This is a genomic window from Pseudomonas sp. RC3H12, assembly GCF_018596375.1.
In the GTDB taxonomy this organism is placed as follows: Bacteria; Pseudomonadota; Gammaproteobacteria; order Pseudomonadales; family Pseudomonadaceae; genus Aquipseudomonas.
Genome location: NZ_CP075595.1, coordinates 3,738,254 through 3,755,718, shown reverse-complemented (window position 1 = coordinate 3,755,718; position 17,465 = coordinate 3,738,254). Strand labels below are relative to the sequence as shown.

Genomic DNA, 17,465 nt, shown 5'->3' with positions numbered 1-17,465 from the left:
GATTGTCAGATTTGTTAAAGAGCCTTTAAAACTCACCGCTATTACTAAAGCGTTAACCTGCGCTGTTTTGGAATTAACGTCGGTTTTCTGCCATCAAACTGTCACGCAAGCGCCGCAATATCCGGAGCCCTACGTGAACAGGGATGGCGGAGTCGATGGCGAGCAGGCGCGAAGTGATCAGCTGGATGGGTGTCGGTGCCCTGGCACCGTTGCTCGGCGCCTGCTCGGCTTTGCCCCTGCCGCGTGGCGGGGCCGATCGGGCGCTGGACCTGTTGTATGTCGCCGACACCCTCGACGCCCGCCAACCGGGCCAGGCCGTTGTGCCGGCCACACGCCTGGGCCCGGTCAGCCACCTGGGCCGTGCACCCTGGATGAGCGGGCCGAATGCCAGCGCCGGGCAGCCGGCGCTGGCGCCGTTGCTCGATGCTGGCCTTGCCGGCCAGGCCCAGACTGGAGGCTATGCAGTATTGGCCGCGCTGCTCGAACAGCTGCGGCGCGAGGCCGGTAGCGAACAGTGCCTGACCCTGGAGAACGGCCAATGCTGGAACGGCAGCGGCCTGGCCTACCTCACCCAGGGCGAAAGCGGTGTGCAGGGCAGCCAACTGCTGGGCAGCGAAGCGCGGGTCAGCAGTGATGAGCGTGTGCTGTGGCCGCAGCGCAGTGCCGGGCTCTATCGGCAGTCCTCCTCGATTACCCTCGGCGCCGGGCTGGCCGATGCCCAGGGCAAGGCGCTGGGCGTCAAGGGGCTGCAGGTGTTCCAGCGTGGCGGTGTGCGCATCGCAGTGGTCGGCGTCACCGACCCCTACGCCCAGGACCAGAAAGCCTCCCTCAAACAGTGGTACCAATCCTTGCAACCGAGCTTCCAGCAAGCCCGGCGCGAGGCGGACCTGGTGGTGGCGCTGGCGGATGTCGGCACCGGCCCGGGCTTGTGGTTGGCCGAGCGCATACCTGAGGTGGATGTGCTGCTGTGCGCCCGTGGCCAGGACCTGTGGCCGGCGCCGGTGCAGGCCACCCAGGCCAGCGGCCGCCGGGTACCGGTGCTGTTCGCCGGTTGCCGGGCCAGTGGCGCGTTTCGCCTGCGCTGCCGCCAGGCAGGCGGCCAATGGCAGTTCGAGGCGCGGTTCTTCCCGGCCTTCGAACACAGCCTCGCCCCCCAGGCCCTGGCCCGCGCCAACCAGTTGCGCGGCGAGTTGCAACGCCAGCGCAGCGGTCATGCCGCCTGGCTCGACCAGCCGCTGGCGCGTGCCCCAGAAGCATTGTGGCGCCGCGATACCCGTGGCGGTAGCTGGGACCGCCTGCTGCACCAGGCCCTGGCCGACGACTCGAGCATGCCGGTGCTGCTGCCCGGCCTGCGTTACGACTACCCTCTGCAAGCCGGTGAAGCGATCACCCGCGAGCATCTGATCAGCCTGACTGGCGGCTATCCCGCCCCGGTTGTCGAGGCCCCGGCGCGCCAGGTCGAGCAGGTGCTGGAAAACGCCGCCGAGCAGCTGTTCGGCGACCCGTTGCTGCTGGACAACAGCCAGGACCTGCCGCGCTGGCAAAGCCAGGACTGGCAGGTGAGCTACAGCCCCAACGGCAAGCGCATCATCGGCCTGCAACCCGTCGAGGGCCTGTGCCGCACCTTTGGCCTGCACTTCGATGCCCAGGCCGGCGCGCCCTTGTGGCAGACCCTCGAAGCCTGGCTGACCCGCCAGGCGCCGGGCTGGGCCCTGGCATCCTTGCAACTGCCGGCCGTGCGCTACGTGCAGGGCCACCCTGGCTGGCACCCGCACCAGGTGGCCGCGTGATTTCGCGTCTTTTCAGCTTCGCGTTGCTGACCCTCGCCGGCTGGCTGGCGGCGCAGTGCGTGCTGCTGCTCAGCCGCCAGCCGCAACCGGCCAATGCGCCGGTGCCGGCGCCGGCACCGTTGCCAGGCTTGTTGGCCGAGCACTGGCAGACGCCTGTCGATGACGGGCGCATCCCGCTCACCCGCCTGCCCCTGGTCTACCTGGGCGGGCTTAAGGCCCAGCCGCTGTCGGCCAGCGTGGTGGTACTGCGCCATGGCCAACAGGTGCGCACCCTCGGCCGTGGCCAGCGCCTGGCGCCGGGCATCGTGCTGCAGGACATCGACGCCGATGGCCTGATCTTCGACAACAACGGGCGGCGCGAGCGCCTGCCCTGGCCACCACGCCCCGCCGTGACCGGCTTCAAGCGCCAAGGATGAATGATGATCGCAAGGTACTGTCTGGCCGGGCTGCTGATGCTCGGCATGTCCCTGGCCTGGGCCGAAGAGCCGGAGGTCTTTGCCGACGACGGCACGCCGCTGTACGAGGTGAACTTCGTCGACACCGAGCTCGGTGAGTTCATCGACAGCGTGTCGCGCATTACCGGCACCACCTTCATCGTCGACCCCCGGGTGCAGGGCAAGGTCACCGTGCGCACGGTCGATCGCCACGACGCCGATGCCATCTACGACATCTTCCTCGCCCAGCTGCGCGCCCAGGGCTTCGCGGCCGTGGACCTGCCCAACGGCAGCGTGAAGATCGTGCCCGACCAGGCCGCGCGCCTGGAGCCGGTGCCGGTGGAAACCGCGGGCAAGAAGGCCGAAGGCAGCGACGGCGTGGCCACCCGCGTGTTCAATGTGCGCAACGCCGCCAGCGAGCAGATGCTCGGCATTCTCAAGCCGCTGATCGACCCACGGGTCGGAGTGATCACCCCGTATCCGGCGGCCAACCTGCTGGTGGTCACCGACTGGCGCAGTAACCTGGAGCGCATCGACAGCCTGCTGCGCCAGCTCGACCAGGTCAGCGACGAGCCGTTGCAGGTGATGCCGCTCAGGCACGCCAGCGCCGCCGACACCGCCGGGCTGGTGACGCGCCTGCTGGCCCGTGAGCAGGGCGCCGACAGCGCCCAGGTGGTTGCCGACCCGCGCAGCAATGCGCTGCTGGTGCGCGGCAGCGCCGACAGCCGGGAGCGGGTGCGGGCGCTGCTGGTGCAGCTCGACCGGCCCAGCGACAGTCTGCGCAGCAGCAACACCCAGGTCATCTATCTACGCCACGCCAATGCCGCCGAAGTGGTCAAGGTGCTGCGCGGCCTGAGCCAGGCTGGCACGGTACCGGCGGCGGAAGGCGAGGGCAAGGATGCGCCGGTGCCGGCGGCCAGCGACTCGGGCATCCGCCTGGAGTACGAGGAGGGCACCAACGCCGTGGTGATGGTTGGCCCGGACAGCGAGCTGGCCGCCTATCGCAGCATCGTAGAGCAGCTGGACATTCGCCGGGCGCAGGTGGTGGTCGAGGCGATCATCGCCGAGGTCTCCGACAGCAGCGCCCAGGAACTGGGCGTGCAGTGGCTGTTCGCCGACGAGAAGTTCGGCGCCGGCATCGTCAATTTCGGCGGCAACGGGGTGAACATCGCCAGCATCGCCGGGGCCGCCAGCAGCGGCGACAACGAGAAACTCGGCAAGCTGCTTTCGGCCACCACCGGCGCCACCGCCGGCATCGGCCATATCGGTGGTGGCTTCAACTTCGCCATGCTGGTCAACGCACTCAAGGGCAAGAGCGGTTTCAACCTGCTGTCCACGCCGACCCTGCTGACCCTGGACAATGCCGAGGCGTCGATCCTGGTGGGCCAGGAGGTGCCGTTCGTCACCGGCTCCGTCACCCAGAACAACGCCAACCCCTACCAGACCATCGAGCGCAAGGAAGTCGGGGTGAAGCTGCGCATCAAGCCGCAGATCAGCATCGACGACAGCGTGCGCCTGGACATCGTCCAGGAGGTGTCGTCGATCGCCGACTCCAGCGCCGCCAGTGACGTGATCACCAACAAGCGCGAGATCAAGACCAAGGTCATGGTCGAGGACAACGGCCTGGTGATCCTCGGCGGGCTGATCAGCGACGAAATGGCCACCAGCAATCAGCGCGTGCCGCTGCTCGGCGATATTCCCTACCTGGGCCGGCTGTTCCGCTCCGACGCCAGCAAGAACACCAAGCAGAACCTGATGGTGTTCATCCGCCCGCGCATCCTGCGTGACGGTGAGAGCCTGGCCGGGATCAGCCAGCAGAAGTATCAGAGCCTGCAGCAGAACACCCCGCTCAAGCTCCCGGCGCTGGCCGAGGGCCTGCCGTTGCTGCAAGTGTTCCCCGCCAGCCGGGCACGTCTGGAAGGCGGTGACTGGTGATGCTGCCCTATCGCCTGGCACGGCAGAGCGGGGTGGCAATGGCGCCGGCTGAAAACGGCTGGCAGTTGTGGCTGCGCGGCGACGCCGACAGTGACCAATTGCAGGAACTGCTGCGCGTGCATGGCCAGCCGGTGGCCGTCGAGCAGCTCGACAGTGCGAGCTTCGACGAGCGCCTCGGCCAGCTTTACCAGGCTGGCGAGGCGGCGAACCAGGCCTTGATCGAAGGCATCGGCGAGCAGGTCGACCTGGACAGCCTGATGAGCGAGATGCCGCGCATCGAGGACCTGCTGGAAAGCGATGACGAGGCACCGGTGATCCGCCTGATCAACGGCCTGTTCGGCCAGGCGCTGCGCCTGCGCGCTTCGGATATCCATATCGAGACCTTCGAGCAGAGCCTGGTGGTGCGCCTGCGCATCGACGGCCACCTGCGCGAGGTGCTGCGCCCGCCACGGGCGTTGTCGGCGATGCTGGTGTCGCGGATCAAGGTCATGGCGCGGCTCGATATCGCCGAGAAGCGCCAGCCCCAGGATGGCCGCATTACCCTGCGCGCCGCCGGGCGTGAGGTGGACGTGCGGGTCTCGACCCTGCCCGGCATCCATGGTGAGCGGGTGGTGATGCGCGTGCTCGACAAGCAGGCCAGCTTGCTGGCGCTGGACAACCTGGGCATGCCTGCCGCCGTGCTGCGCGGCTTGCGTGGTTGCCTGGCACGGCCCAATGGCATTGTGCTGTCCACCGGCCCCACCGGCTCGGGCAAGACCACCACGCTGTACGCCAGCCTCAACAGCCTGAATGACGGCAGCCGCAATATCCTCACCGTCGAGGACCCGGTGGAATACGCCATCGCCGGCATCGGCCAGACCGCCATCAACCCGCGTGCCGGGCTGACCTTCGCCAGTGGCTTGCGCGCCATCCTGCGCCAGGACCCGGACGTGATCATGCTGGGCGAGATCCGCGACCAGGAGACTGCGCAGATCGCCGTGCAGGCCAGCCTCACCGGGCATCTGGTACTGTCGACCCTGCACACCAACAGTGCCGTCGGTGCGGTGACCCGCCTGCGTGACATGGGCATCGAGCCGTTCCTGATTGCCTCGTGCCTGCGTGGCGTGCTGGCCCAGCGCCTGGTGCGGCGCCTGTGCACCTGCGCGGTGGCGCAGCCGCTGCAAAGCGCCGAGCGTGAACTGTGGCCGGAGCTGGGCAGCCTGCGCGAAAGCTATCACCCGGTCGGCTGCGAGCACTGCCAGGGCAGCGGCTATGTCGGCCGGCTGGGGCTGTACGAATTCATCGAGCTGGACGCCGGGCTGGTTGCCTTGCTCTACGACGGCGAGAGCGAACTGGCCATGCAGGCCTACCTGGATGGCCGTCGGCAGAGCCTGGTGGCTGAGGCCCGCGACTGTCTGGCCCGTGGCGAGACCAGCCTGGCCGAAGTGCTGCGCGTGGTGCAGGGCTAGCCATGCCGACCTATCGCTACCAGGCCGTGGATCTTACCGGCAAGGCGCACAAGGCCAGCGTGCAGGCCGACAGCGAGCGCCATGCGCGGCAATTGCTGCGCGAGCAGGGGCTGTTCACCCGGCACTTGCAACGCCACGACAGCCACCAGCCACGTCGTCAGCGCCTGACCCGTGGCCAACTGTGCGAGCTGACCCGCCAATTGGCGACCTTGGTTGGCGCTGGCATCCCCCTGGTCGATGCCCTTGCCACACTGGAGCGGCAACTACGCCAGCCGGCCTTGCACGCGGTGCTGGTGGCCTTGCGCGGCTCCCTCGCCGAGGGCCTGGGGCTGGCGCGTAGCCTGGCGCGACAGGGCGCGCCGTTCACTGGTTTGTATTGCGCGCTGGTCGAGGCCGGCGAGCGCTCCGGGCGCCTTGGCCAGGTGCTGAGCCGTCTGGCCGACCACCTCGAACAGGTCCAGCGCCAGCGCCACAAGGCACGCACCGCGCTGATCTACCCGGCGGTGCTGATGGGCGTGTCACTGGCCGTGGTGGTCGGCCTGATGACCTTCGTGGTGCCCAAGCTCACCGAGCAGTTCGCCCACTCCGGGCAGAGCCTGCCGTTCATCACGTCGCTACTGATCGGCTTGAGCCAGGGGCTGGTGCAGGCCGGCCCCTATCTGCTGGCACTGGCGATCCTGGCCGCGCTGTTGGGCGGCTGGCTGCTGCGCAAGCCGCACTGGTGCCTGCGCCGCGACGACCTGCTGCTGCGCCTGCCGCGTATGGGTGTGCTGCTGCAAGTGCTGGAGAGCGCGCGCCTGGCACGCAGCCTGGCGATCCTCTGCGGCAGCGGCGTGGCCCTGCTCGAAGCCCTGCAGGTGGCCACCGAGACAGTCGGCAACCGGCGCATCCGCGCAGCCATGGAGCAGGTACGCCAGCAGGTGCAGGGCGGCACCAGCCTGCATCGGGCGCTGGATAACGCCGGGGAATTTCCGCCGCTGCTGGTGAACATGGTCGGCAGCGGCGAGGCCAGCGGCATCCTGGCCGACATGCTCGAACGGGTGGCCGATGACCAGGAGCGCGGCTTCGCCCGCCAGGTGGACACCGCCATGGCGCTGTTCGAACCGCTGATGATCCTGGTAATGGGCGCCGTGGTGCTGTTCATCGTGCTGGCGGTGCTGCTGCCGATCATGCAGCTCAACCAGGGATTGCAACTGTGACAAGGAGAACTTCGATGCCGCAACGACGTAACCGCCAGCGGGGCTTCACGCTGATGGAAATCATGGTGGTGATCTTCATCATCGGCCTGCTGATCGCCGTGGTCGCGCCCAGCGTGCTGGGCAACCAGGACAAGGCCATGAAGCAGAAAGTCATGGCCGACCTCGCGACCTTGGAGCAGGCGCTGGACATGTATCGCCTGGATAACCTGCGCTTCCCCAGCACCGAACAGGGCCTGGCGGCGCTGGCGAAGAAGCCGACCCAGGAGCCGCTGCCGCGCAGTTGGCGCAGTGACGGCTATATCCGCCGCCTGCCGGAAGACCCGTGGGGCACCCCGTACCAGTACCGCATGCCCGGCGAGCATGGCCGGGTCGATGTGTATTCGCTGGGCGCCGATGGCGTGCCGGGCGGCGAAGGGCTGGATGCCGACCTGGGCAACTGGGCGCTTTGAGGTGATGGCTCGAGGGGAGCGCAACTGCGTGGGAGCGGGCTTGCCCCGCGATGGCAATGTTGGCCACGCCACCGCCATCGCGGGGCAAGCCCGCTCCCACGCTGTCCCGATCCAACAGCGCGGTTTCAGCCTGCTCGAACTGCTGGTGGTGCTGGCCATCGCCGCCTTGATGACCAGCCTGGCCGTTGCCTGGCTCGACAGCGGCAGAAGCAGCATCGACCAGGCGCTCGATCGCCTGGCCGCCGCCACCGTGGCCCAGGCCGACCTGGCGCGCCATGCTGGGCAGTTGCGCGGGCTGCGCTGGAACGGTCAACGCCCCGAGTTCGTCCGTCGGCAAGGCGAGCACTGGCAGGTGGAAACCGTGGCGCTCGGCGATTGGCCCAAAGGCCTGCGCCCGGACTGGCCCGTCAGCCAGGCGCCAGCGCTGCTGTTTACCCCCGATGGCTGGTCACGTCCGGGCACTGTGCGCTGGCGCTGGGCCGAGGGCGGTCAGCGCTGGGACTGGGACCGCGGCGGGCAATTGCGCGTGAGCGCGATGCCATGAAGCGCCGGCAACGCGGCTTCACCCTGTTGGAGGTGAGCGTGGCCCTGGGCATCGCCGCCGTCCTGGCGGTGATCACCAGCCAGGTCCTGCGCCAGCGCCTGGCGGTGCAGGACACCGTGCAGCAGCATCGCCTGGGCCTGCTATGCGCCCGTGAGCTGCAGGCACGCTTCGTGGTCGAGCAGTATTGGCCGGTGACCAACCAGGACAACGGTGTGCTGGTGGAGGGCGGGCAGGCCTGTCATTGGCAGTTGCAACTGCGCCGCACCGGTGTGCGCGACCTGCGCCGTGGCGAACTGCTGTTGCATGCCGATCGTGACCAGCGCCTGCCGCTGGGGCAGTTCACTGTGTTCCTGGAGCGGCCATGAAACGGTGCCAGGCGGGCATGACCCTGATCGAACTGCTGGTGGCTCTGGCCCTCACGGCCTTGCTCGGGGTGATGCTGTCGGCGCTGGTCAACGGCTGGCTGAAGGTGCGCGAGCGGCTCGATGAACAGGTGAGCGAAACCGGCGTAGTGGATTTTTGCCTGGCCCTGGAGCGGCGTTTCGACAGCCCGGTGCTGCGCCGCCTGTACGAGCAGCGTTTGCCGTTGGCGGCGCGCTGGCTCGACTGGCAGCCCGACCGTCAGCAACTGCTGTGGGTGGCCGCCGCCGCCTGGCCGCAGGCCGAAGGGGGATCGCGCCTGCAGCGCCAGCGCCTGCGCTTCGAGCCGCGTGAACAACGGCTGCTGCTGGAAACCTCGGCCGACCTGTACGCCGCCGCGGCCCCGGCTTGGGTGCTACGCGAACGGCTGGAGCGGGTCAGCGCGATGAATGTTCTCTACCACCAGACCGGCCGTTGGCTGGCCTGGCCTTCCGATCAACCGGCGCACCCCGGTAGGGGCGTGCGCGTGGAGCTAGTGCGTGATGGAGCACCTTATACCTGTACCTTCGTTTTGCCCTGGGGGCGCGCATGAAGCTTGAATGGCGCGGGCGGGCGCCGGCACAACCCTGGTTGCTGCTGCGCCCCGGCGATGTCTGGGAGTGGCTGCTGGTCACCCAAGGCCGCCCGTTGCGCCAAGGCCGGGGCGAGCCACCGGCCGGGCTCGGGGCGCGGGTTGCCCTGATCGTCCCTGGTGAGCATTGCAGTCATTTCCTGCTGCCCGCGCCGCCTGGGCTGAAACGCGAGGAATGGCCTTTGCTGCTCGAGGACCGCTTGCTGCAAGGCGACGATGACGTGCTGTGTGCCTGTATCGGGCGCCACGCAGGGCAGTTGCGTCTGCTGGTGGTGGCGCGGGGCAGGCTCAACGCGTGGCGAGGACAGTGCGCCAGCTGGGGGCTGACCGTGGAACGTTGCTGGGCTGAGTTCCAGCTGCTGCCCGACTGTGCGGCAGAAGCGGCTTGGCAATGGCGACGAGGAGCGATGAGCCTGTACAAGGGCCAGGCCCACTGGCTGGCCTGGCCGCAGGGGCTTGGCACGCCGCCCGCGCTTGCCTGGCTGACTGGGGAGGTCGAGTGCATCGACGGCGACTGGCCCGATGTGCTGGCCCCGCTCGATGGCTTGCCCGGCTTGTTCGAGGCCCGCCGGCCAAGCCAAGTTTTGCGCCTGGCAAAGGGGCAGGCGCGCCTGGCAATTGCCTGCCTGGCGTTGACGTTGGCGTGGGGCGGGCTGTGGAGCGCGCAACAATGGCGCCAGGCCCAGCTCTATCGCGCCCAGGTGCAGGCCGTTACCGGCGTCCAGCCGACGCCTCGCCAGGCTGCGCGGGTGTTGACGCAACTGCAGGACGAGGCGCGTGAAAGCCAGGTGCGCCTGCGCCAGCTCGAGGCATTGCAGGCGCAGGTCGATGGGTGGTTGAACGATCATCCCGGCTGGCACCTGCGGGCGGTGCGCTTCGATGGCCAGCGTTGGCACCTTGAGCTGGTCGGTGAGGGCATAGCTGCGCCCTGGCAGGAGATGGCCACGGCGGTCGGCGTGCAGGTCCAGGTGGAAGACGAGGCGCGCCGCGTGGTGTTCGACCTGGGGAGCGCCGCATGAGCCGTGAGTGGATGCGACATCATCGACTACCGCTGGCCTGGTGTGTCGTCGTGCTGTTGCTGGTGTTGCTGGCGCTGCGCGAGGGCGTGGCCTTCTGGCAGGAACAGCGGCAATGGCAGGCACTGGCCGAATCGCTCGCGGCACAGCCGCGCCAGCCTGCGCTGACCCTTGAAGCGTTGCACCCATCGGCCCAGGCCCGGCACATCGAGTTGGTCGAGGTGCAGTCCGAGGACGAAGGCTGGCTGCTGCGCGGCAAGGTGGCCGATGCCCAAGCCCTGCAGGGCTGGTTGCAGGCCCTGCGCGATGACGGCGCGCAGCCGTTGCAATGGGGGCTGGAGCGAGATACCGAGGGGCTGCGTTTCACCGTGCGGCTTCGACCATGAGGCGGCGGGCGTACCTTTGGCTGGGCCTGGTGTTCTGTCTGACCCTGGTGTTCGAACTGCCGGCGCGCTGGCTGGTGGCGGGGTTCGGGTTGCCGGCGGAGGGAGTGAACGGCAGCCTGTGGCAAGGGCAGTTTGCCCGGCTGGGACCGGTGGGACCCGTGCAATGGACATGGCGTCCATGGCAGCGCGACCTGCAGGTGCGCCTGGGCTTCCAGGAGCAGGGCTGGCAAGGCCGCCTGAGTGGTTGGCCGTGGCGTTGGCAGGCGGACCTCCAGGCATTGGGCGCACAGCCAAGCGTCGGCGCTGACTATCGCCTGGCCGGGCAATGGCAGGGCAGTATCAAGCTGCAAGGCTCGGGGCAACATTGTCGGGCCGCCGCAGGCAGCATCACCGTCGCCGACCTGGCTTTGAACGCGCCCTGGTCGCTGGTGCTGGGACAGGGCTCGCTGGCAATGGACTGCCGTCAGGGCTGGCGGTTGAGCGCTGGCCTGGTTCGCCAGGGCCAGCACCAGATGAGCCTGGAGGCCGACCTGGCGGCCCGGCAAGTGCAGGTCGATTTCGTGTTGCAGGCCGATGCCGGTTTGACGCCCGTGCTGCGCGGCGTGCAATGGCTGGGGCCCGAGGACACGGTCGGGCAGCGCCGGCTCAGGTGGTAGCCCACATGCCGGTCAGAGGGCGAGGGACCATTGCGCGACCCAGAAGCCTTGCTCCAGTGATTTGCGCGGGCGATCGCTGGCGTGCAGTGCGCGTTGGTAGTCCAGGCGCACCGTGCTGTGCGGCAGGTTCAGTTCGACCCCTGCCGAGGCACCGACCAGGCGCTGCGACGGGCTGGTGCGCGCATAGCGGGCCCAGCCCAGGTCCACGCCGAAGGACGGGCGTACCTGCACCGGCAGGGGTAGCGGCTGGCTGAAGGTGTTGCGCCATGCCCCGGCGCTGGCGCCCGCGACATTGTGCTTGCGGAATCCGCGCACGGCCGAGTGATCGCTCAATTGCAGTTGCTCGACGGCGGGCAGCACATGGGCGCTGTATTGCAGGGCCAGTTCGCTTTGCCAGCGCCAGGGCCATTGAGCTTGGCCCTGGCGCAGGTGCAGCAGGTTGGCGCGGTACTTGGTGAAGTCCGGACGTGGCGCCTGCTTGTGGGCGAACGGTCGGTCGGCGCCGAACCAGCGTGCCCCTTGGCTTACGCCCAGGTAAGCGTTCCACAGTCCACCTTCGAGCCACAGCAGGTTCAGGCCAGCTTCGAGGGTGGCCAGGGTCGGGCTCTGCAGCGCCAGTACGGCGGGGCCGAAGCGGTTGAGCAATTGCTTGCGGTCCAGCCGGGCGCTGGCGCTGAGCATGCCTTGCTGGTTGCGCCACAGCACGCGCTCGGCGCCGACGCCGTAGAACTCGCTGCGGCCACTGCTGGCGTAGCGGGTGTTTGGGATCGGCGCTCGGTAGCGCATCTGGCTGGCATTCAGGGTGAAGGTCCAGCGGCCATGGGGAATGCTGTAGTACAGGCTGACGCCTTCGCTTTGGCCAGGCGCGTCGAACACCACCGAACTCAGCGAAAGGCGCAGGTCGTCGTTCAGGCCCAGCGGGCTGTCCAGGCCAAGCCCCAGGTTGAGGCGGTGGCGGCCGGTCAGTTCCCCGCCGCGGTTGTCGAGCAGGGCGTCCAGGTGGGCGCGTGAAGCGACGCGCCGGGGTTCGAGCACGACGCGGGTGCCGCCTTGCATCTCGCCCGGCAGCAAGGCCATTTGCAGGTCATAGGCACGCAGCCGGTTGAGTTGGTCCAGGCCTTGCTCGAGATCCGGCAGGTGCAGGGGACGGCCGAGCATGCCCGGAAATGCGCCTTGCAGCGACAGGGGCAGGTCGGCGCCAGCCAGTTCGATCGATTCGATGAAGCCTTCGACGATGACGATGTCCAGCGGGGCGCCGTGCTCAGGGGCGCGGGCCACATAGGGGCGGCTGGTGGGATATCCGGCTTGCACGTAGTGCCGGGTCAGTTGTTTGAGTAGCTGGTCAATTTCGGCGACCCCCATGCAAGTGGACGACAGCGCACGCACGATCGGCTGCAGTTGCCGGGTATCGAGCATGCGGTTGCCGGCCAGGCGTACCCCGCTGATCGCCCAGCAGTGCTGGTCGGGGTCGAGCATTGCAGTACCGCTGTCTTCAGTGGAGTTGGCGGGTTGCCTGCGCTGCCAGCGTTCGAGCCGCTGCTGCTGCTCCAGTTGCCGCACGGCTTGTTGCTGATCCCGCAACTGCTGGCTGGCCGGGTCGACCGTGGCGATGGCGTTGGCCGATAGCGTCATGATGAGGCAAGCCAGCAGGACAGTGGCGATGTGGCGTATGCCTGCGCTTGATGGGCGGAAAGTATGGGAGGAAAAGATCGGTGCGTTCATGGGGTTCGGTCCGATGCCCCTGTGGGAACGGGTATGCCCGCTCCCGCAGAATCCGTGTGGGAGGCGCAGCGACCCACAGGCCGCTGCCTGGCAAGCGTCAGCGCTGGCGGCTCTCCTTTATCTGCGAGACATACTCGGTAGTGCGGTCGTGACCGGTGTTGCTGTATGCCTTGTGGTCGTCAGCCTTGTCGGTGCTGCCGGTGAACAGGTTCGAGAGGTACGAATAGGCGGTACTGGCAAGGCCAGTCGTGGACAAATCGACGTTGACCTTCACATCCTTGGCGTAGTCCCGACCGCTCAGGTTGTCGCGGGAGACCGCGCCGCCACCGAGTTCGACCTGGCCATCGGCCGCCTGCAGCGTGGCGCCGACCAGGCGGGTGTCGCCAGCTACCTGCAGATCGATGCCTTGCGTGCCGGACAGGAGCGTCTGCTGGCTGACGGTGTCGTTGTTGCGCTTGGCGTAGTCCATCTTGACCGACGGGGTAAATTTCGCGGTGACTTTGTTCCACAGCGCCCCGGCGATTTCCGTGATGTTGCCGCCCTCGAAAACGCTCGCCAGCGAGGCCGGGGTTTCAGTCTCGGATGCTGCCGCTTGCTTCTGGGCGAGACTGGCGTCGACCTCTAGCTTTACGCTGTCGACCTGGTCCTGACGGCTGGCCACCCGCAGGTTGCCGTCGATCTTGCCTTCGATTGCCTGCGCCTCAAGCTGTGCGCCTTCGATGCGGGTATCGCCCTGGCTGCGCAAGTCGATCAGGTCGGCGCGCAGCTTGCTGTCATGCCAGGTGGTGTTGTCGCGTTTATCCAGACCGACCTTGACCTGGGCGTTGATGCCCCCAATGTCCATGGCATCGACCTTCAGGCCGCCACCAATGGTAACGTCGAGGTTGTCGTGGCGCTCGGTGTTGCTGGCTGCCTCGACCAGCAGGCCACCATTGCGGGCGTCCAGTGCTATCCGTTTGGCGTTGGCTTGCAGCCCCTGTACCTGCAGCGCGGTATCGTCATGGGCGAAGCTGGTAATCTCCACCAAGCCCTTGCTGTCGAACTGCGCGCCAATGGCTGTGCTGGCCTGCTCATTGACCCAGCCGAAGGTGCCTTTGCCACCCAAGCCACCACCGGTAGTGCTGCCGTCGACATTCAGCTTGCCGCCCCAGGTCTTGCCCAGGCTCTGGCGGGTATCGCTGGCGGCTGTCACGCTCAGCCTGCCTTCGCTGTGCAGGGTAATGTCGCCGGTGCCCGCACGGCTGCCGATGCGCGTGCCTTCAAGGCGCATATCACCGCCACTGGTCAGTTCCACGGCACCTTTGCCATCGATTTGTGCGACCCGTGCCTGGCTGTGCTGCGTTTCCAGGCTGTGGCGCTTGAGATTACCGTCCAGGCCGCCGTTGGGGCCGAGCAGGCCGGTGCCGGCCTTGACCGCCAATCCGGCGTCCAGCGTGGTGGTGTGTTCAGTGTTGTGATCATGGGCTGCTGCGAGTGTCAGGTCGCCGCCACTGCGCAGGCTGACCGCGCCGTTGCCGCCCTCGAAGCGGACACCCTCATAGTGACCACTACGTTCGAGTTCTACCTGGACCCCCTGGCTGCCCTGCAAACTGCCGACTCGAGCTGTGGTTGCCTGCTTTAGCTGGTTCAGCGTGTTGCCATGACCTTCAAGTCTTGCGTTGACTTCCGTTCCTGTGACGGTGCTTACACGCAGGCTGCCGCCACCGGTGGTGTCGCGTATTTCGCTGCTGCTCTGATCCCGGGCGGCCAGCAGCTGGTGTTCTCCAGCCTCGATGTGCAAGCGCCCAGCCCCGGCATTGTAGGCGCTCCCTTCATCCTTGAGCTGATCGGCCCGAACGATGATGTCGCCGCCATCGAAGGCCGTGACCTGCGCGGTGCTGTCGGTGTCCTTGTGCAGGCGTGACGTGTGTTGGAGCGATAGTTCGGCGCCAGCGTTCGGTGAGGACGCTTTGTCTTCGGCTTGCTTGCCAGTGAACAGCTGCTTGACGCGATCGCTGAGGTACTTATAGTCGATGCCTACGCTCAGGCCGCCGTCCCAGTTAGTGAGTGTGGTTTCCCGGACCTTGGTGTCGGCTGCCGCACGGTTGTCGATGCGCTCGGCGTCCACTTTCAAGGTGCGTCCCGCATTCAGCTGAGCAGCGGTGGTGGTGAGTTGCGGGGTGTCGATGTGCAGATCGCCGCTTGCTGACAGATGGCTTCGTCGAGTCGTGGTTTCGCGTTCGAGCACGGCGGCCGGGCCATGATAGCCGTCGATGCCAAGGCCTACGCGGTCGGTGCCGCCGGTGACGCTCAGCGCGGCACCTGTACGGGTATCGAGGGTATGCCTGTCCTGGGTGTCGTAGGCTGCCGCCAGTTCGACTTCGCTGGCGGTCAGCATGAGGTCTTTCCTTGCCTGCACGTTCGAAGCACTGAGCGTCAGTTTACGATCACTGTGCAGCGAGACGGAATCCGCGCTGATGCTGCTGGCGATCTGGCGTGTCGCGGTGGTCTGCTCGTCGCTGTGAAGTTTTTCGTAGCCGATCTTGGCCGTGTACTGCTCCGAGTCAGGGGCGTTCTTGCCGGCGCTGGCCACGAGTTCACGCTTGCCTGTGGTGCGCTGGGCATGATCGTTTTCCACGGCGCTTTCGATCCGCAGATCGCCCTTGGCGTCGAGTTTGACCTGCTTGCGCGCCTCGAGGTGGGCGCCGGAGATCTGCATGTCGCCCTCGGCGCTGGCGACGAGGGTACCGCCCTTGAGGGTGCTGGCCTTGAGCTGCTGGCTGTGTGACTGGCTGTCGATGTCGGTGCGGTTCAGGTAGCGCTTGTGGGTGGACTGCTCGGCGATATCGAGGGTGTCCACGCCACCGTCGATCGTCATATTGCCATCGCTGCGCAGTTTCAGGCCGTTGTCCGCCTGCAAGTGCGCAGCGGTCAGGTGCAGGTCGCTGCCCGCTTGCAACGTCACGCTGTCCTCGGCCACGAGGCTGCTGCCCAGTTGCTGGCGGCTGGTTTGCGTGGTCTTGCCGTTGTGGCTTTCGGTGGGGATGAACAGCCATTGCTTCGACCAGTTGACAGGGTCGTCCGTCACCTTTTCGCGGGTGGCGGTGTCGAGGGTCAGCTTGTTCCCTGCGCGGACCTCGATCTGCCTCGCCTTGCCATGAGCGTGGGTAAGTCGCAGGTCGCCGGCGGCGTTGAGGTCCAGCTTGCCAGTATGGCTGACGAGACTCGCCTGGCGCTTGTCACTGCCCTGCACCTGAAGGTTGCCTGCGGAGTGGATGATCAAGTCGCGATCCGCGCGCAGTTCCTTGTCGCCGACCTGCACGCCGGCGCCTTCGGCGGTGCTGACGATGCGGATGCGTCCGGCCTGCATGGCGCCAAGCAGGTTGGCATCGATGGCGGTGGCGGCGGGGAGCTGTTCGAGCACCTCGCGACTGCGGGCGTCGACAAGGTTGTGGCCGATGGTCATGTTCAGCTGCCCTTTGGCGAACAGGTGCCCAGTGGTGTCGATACGCGGCGCGATGAGGTCCAGGGCGCCTGCGGCATTGCTCAGGCCGCGGCCCAGCACATTCAGCGTGCCGCTGGCGTCACGGCTGTCGAGGTGTTTGATCTGCCCGTCGTGAACGTCCGCCCTGCCGACCAGGAAGCCGGCGCGGGTGGTATTGATGAAGCTGCCGCCATTGAGTGTGATGCCGTTGGGGTTGGCGAGCAGGTAATCGGCTTTCTGGCCGAAGATCTCCTGAGCCCCTTCGATCCGCGAGGCGTTCTGGCCGACCACCTCGTTGAGGATGGTCGAGGCGGCGTGGCCCTGGAATTGCGAGTTGGCGCCCAACTGGCCGGCCAGCTGCGACTGCCCGGCCTGCAGGGCATTGTTCAGCACCAAGCCGGGCTTGCCGACGTTGTAGTCGAGGAACTGGTTGTGCGACAGGCCGCTAGTGTTAGGCGCGACGATGTCGATGACCGGTACGCCATGGCTGTTGTCGATGATCGGGGTGCCGCCAGGGCCCGGTGTCGGTGTCAGGGCGCCTTGCGCCTGAACCTGGGTGCTGCCCAGCAGGGCAAGGAAGACAGCCCAGCGCAGGGGGTCGGGTCTGGTCTTGGAGACAGGATTTTGCATGAAAACCTCGCAAGTGATGTACGAAATCGTGAAATCAGCTGCGGGAATTCTAAGAATGTCAGTGATGGCATTTATGTGGCTCAACGCCACTATTGTGCGGGGAATGAGGCGATTCTAACTGTAGGAAAAGTGAGCGGTGGTGTGGCGAAAAGGGGCGTGCACTAAAAGAGAAAGGCCTGTCACGCGTGAGCAGGACAGGCCTTTGGTGCCACCGGTGAGCGCTCAGGGGCGGATTTCGATCAGCGTGCCGTCCTTGACCATGCTCCATACTTCGCGCATGTCGTCATTGCGCATGGCGATGCAGCCCTCGGTCCAGTCGAGGGTATGGAAATACCACTCGGGGTACTCCTCGTTGATCGGCGTGCCGTGGATCATGATCATGCTGCCAGCGGCAACACCTTCGCTGCGCGCCTTGGCGGCATCGGTAATATTCGGGTAGGAGATGTGCATGGCCAGGTTGTAGCGGTCGCTGACCTTGCGCCAGTCGAGCCAGTACAGGCCTTCCGGGGTTTTTTTGTCGCCTTCGCGGGCCTTGGCCCCCTTGGGTTGCTTGCCCAGGGAGATGCGGTAGGTCTTGAGCGGCTCGCCACGGCTGATCAGTTGCAGGCGGCGCTCGGACTTGATCACCAGCACCTTGTCGATCAGCCGCTCTTGCTGGGTGCCAGTGGTGGCGGGTTGGACCGGCGACGGCGCGGCCGACGGCGTCTTGCGGATGATAGTCTCGGTGAAGGCGGCTTGCGACACCGAGGCGACACTGAGGCAGAAGAGGGCAAGCAGCCAGCGCATGAAACCGTATCCCTGA

The 17,465-nt window shown here is 66.9% G+C and carries 15 protein-coding genes; 12 read left to right on the top strand and 3 right to left on the bottom strand.

What is annotated here, in order from left to right:
* Positions 1 to 143 precede the first annotated feature (143 nt).
* The 12 genes from KHO27_RS17030 (at position 144) to KHO27_RS16975 (ending at position 10,848) form a co-directional block, all read left to right on the top strand.
* Positions 144 to 1,790, top strand: a complete 1,647-nt coding sequence (locus tag KHO27_RS17030; protein ID WP_214500519.1) for a bifunctional UDP-sugar hydrolase/5'-nucleotidase — start codon at positions 144 to 146, stop codon at positions 1,788 to 1,790.
* Positions 1,787 to 2,206, top strand: coding sequence for a pilus assembly protein PilZ (locus tag KHO27_RS17025; protein ID WP_214500518.1), 420 nt, complete (start codon positions 1,787 to 1,789; stop codon positions 2,204 to 2,206). Before KHO27_RS17030 ends, KHO27_RS17025 begins: the two co-directional genes overlap by 4 nt.
* 3 nt (positions 2,207 to 2,209) lie before the next feature.
* Positions 2,210 to 4,159 (top strand): type II secretion system secretin GspD, encoded by a 1,950-nt coding sequence (gene gspD, locus KHO27_RS17020; protein ID WP_214500517.1) that lies wholly within the window; start codon positions 2,210 to 2,212, stop codon positions 4,157 to 4,159.
* Positions 4,159 to 5,607 (top strand): GspE/PulE family protein, encoded by a 1,449-nt coding sequence (locus KHO27_RS17015; protein ID WP_214501995.1) that lies wholly within the window; start codon positions 4,159 to 4,161, stop codon positions 5,605 to 5,607. Before gspD ends, KHO27_RS17015 begins: the two co-directional genes overlap by 1 nt.
* 2 nt (positions 5,608 to 5,609) lie before the next feature.
* Positions 5,610 to 6,806 (top strand): type II secretion system inner membrane protein GspF, encoded by a 1,197-nt coding sequence (gspF, locus tag KHO27_RS17010; protein WP_214500516.1) that lies wholly within the window; start codon positions 5,610 to 5,612, stop codon positions 6,804 to 6,806.
* 14 nt (positions 6,807 to 6,820) lie between these two features.
* Positions 6,821 to 7,255: a type II secretion system major pseudopilin GspG gene (gene gspG, locus KHO27_RS17005; protein ID WP_110699795.1), complete on the top strand. Its 435-nt coding sequence runs from the start codon at positions 6,821 to 6,823 to the stop codon at positions 7,253 to 7,255.
* A 109-nt stretch (positions 7,256 to 7,364) separates the two neighbouring features.
* Positions 7,365 to 7,799: a type II secretion system minor pseudopilin GspH gene (gene gspH / locus KHO27_RS17000; protein ID WP_250888469.1), complete on the top strand. Its 435-nt coding sequence runs from the start codon at positions 7,365 to 7,367 to the stop codon at positions 7,797 to 7,799.
* A complete protein-coding gene (locus tag KHO27_RS16995) occupies positions 7,796 to 8,164 on the top strand; it encodes a type II secretion system protein (protein ID WP_102682922.1) in 369 nt (122 codons plus the stop codon). The genes gspH and KHO27_RS16995 overlap by 4 nt, the downstream gene beginning before the upstream one ends.
* Positions 8,161 to 8,751, top strand: a complete 591-nt coding sequence (locus KHO27_RS16990) for a prepilin-type N-terminal cleavage/methylation domain-containing protein (protein ID WP_214500515.1) — start codon at positions 8,161 to 8,163, stop codon at positions 8,749 to 8,751. The genes KHO27_RS16995 and KHO27_RS16990 overlap by 4 nt, the downstream gene beginning before the upstream one ends.
* Positions 8,748 to 9,809: a GspL/Epsl periplasmic domain-containing protein gene (locus KHO27_RS16985; protein WP_214500514.1), complete on the top strand. Its 1,062-nt coding sequence runs from the start codon at positions 8,748 to 8,750 to the stop codon at positions 9,807 to 9,809. Before KHO27_RS16990 ends, KHO27_RS16985 begins: the two co-directional genes overlap by 4 nt.
* On the top strand, positions 9,806 to 10,192 hold the full coding sequence (gene gspM / locus KHO27_RS16980) for a type II secretion system protein GspM (protein WP_198754457.1): 387 nt from the start codon (positions 9,806 to 9,808) through the stop codon (positions 10,190 to 10,192). The genes KHO27_RS16985 and gspM overlap by 4 nt, the downstream gene beginning before the upstream one ends.
* Positions 10,189 to 10,848 (top strand): general secretion pathway protein GspN, encoded by a 660-nt coding sequence (locus tag KHO27_RS16975; RefSeq protein ID WP_110699784.1) that lies wholly within the window; start codon positions 10,189 to 10,191, stop codon positions 10,846 to 10,848. The genes gspM and KHO27_RS16975 overlap by 4 nt, the downstream gene beginning before the upstream one ends.
* 12 nt (positions 10,849 to 10,860) lie before the next feature.
* On the opposite strand, the gene KHO27_RS16970 is transcribed toward KHO27_RS16975, so the two are convergent.
* From KHO27_RS16970 to KHO27_RS16960, 3 genes are all read right to left on the bottom strand, one after another.
* On the bottom strand, positions 10,861 to 12,480 hold the full coding sequence (locus KHO27_RS16970) for a ShlB/FhaC/HecB family hemolysin secretion/activation protein (RefSeq protein ID WP_214500513.1): 1,620 nt from the start codon (positions 12,478 to 12,480) through the stop codon (positions 10,861 to 10,863).
* 187 nt (positions 12,481 to 12,667) lie between these two features.
* Positions 12,668 to 16,663, bottom strand: a complete 3,996-nt coding sequence (locus tag KHO27_RS16965) for a hemagglutinin repeat-containing protein (RefSeq protein WP_214500512.1) — start codon at positions 16,661 to 16,663, stop codon at positions 12,668 to 12,670.
* A 222-nt stretch (positions 16,664 to 16,885) separates the two neighbouring features.
* Complete coding sequence (locus tag KHO27_RS16960) at positions 16,886 to 17,449, bottom strand: L,D-transpeptidase family protein (protein WP_102682915.1); 564 nt, start codon at positions 17,447 to 17,449, stop codon at positions 16,886 to 16,888.
* Positions 17,450 to 17,465 lie beyond the last annotated feature (16 nt).

Excerpts from the sequence above, each read along its gene's own strand:
- KHO27_RS17030 (WP_214500519.1), top strand. The coding sequence starts at position 144 with ATGGCGGAGTCGATGGCGAGCAGGCGCGAAGTGATCAGCTGGATGGGT.
- gspD (WP_214500517.1), top strand. The coding sequence starts at position 2,210 with ATGATCGCAAGGTACTGTCTGGCCGGGCTGCTGATGCTCGGCATGTCC.
- KHO27_RS17015 (WP_214501995.1), top strand. The coding sequence starts at position 4,159 with ATGCTGCCCTATCGCCTGGCACGGCAGAGCGGGGTGGCAATGGCGCCG.
- gspF (WP_214500516.1), top strand. The coding sequence starts at position 5,610 with ATGCCGACCTATCGCTACCAGGCCGTGGATCTTACCGGCAAGGCGCAC.
- gspG (WP_110699795.1), top strand. The coding sequence starts at position 6,821 with ATGCCGCAACGACGTAACCGCCAGCGGGGCTTCACGCTGATGGAAATC.
- KHO27_RS16995 (WP_102682922.1), top strand. The coding sequence starts at position 7,796 with ATGAAGCGCCGGCAACGCGGCTTCACCCTGTTGGAGGTGAGCGTGGCC.
- KHO27_RS16990 (WP_214500515.1), top strand. The coding sequence starts at position 8,161 with ATGAAACGGTGCCAGGCGGGCATGACCCTGATCGAACTGCTGGTGGCT.
- KHO27_RS16985 (WP_214500514.1), top strand. The coding sequence starts at position 8,748 with ATGAAGCTTGAATGGCGCGGGCGGGCGCCGGCACAACCCTGGTTGCTG.
- gspM (WP_198754457.1), top strand. The coding sequence starts at position 9,806 with ATGAGCCGTGAGTGGATGCGACATCATCGACTACCGCTGGCCTGGTGT.
- KHO27_RS16975 (WP_110699784.1), top strand. The coding sequence starts at position 10,189 with ATGAGGCGGCGGGCGTACCTTTGGCTGGGCCTGGTGTTCTGTCTGACC.
- KHO27_RS16970 (WP_214500513.1), bottom strand. The coding sequence starts at position 12,480 with ATGACGCTATCGGCCAACGCCATCGCCACGGTCGACCCGGCCAGCCAG.
- KHO27_RS16965 (WP_214500512.1), bottom strand. The coding sequence starts at position 16,663 with ATGCAAAATCCTGTCTCCAAGACCAGACCCGACCCCCTGCGCTGGGCT.
- KHO27_RS16960 (WP_102682915.1), bottom strand. The coding sequence starts at position 17,449 with ATGCGCTGGCTGCTTGCCCTCTTCTGCCTCAGTGTCGCCTCGGTGTCG.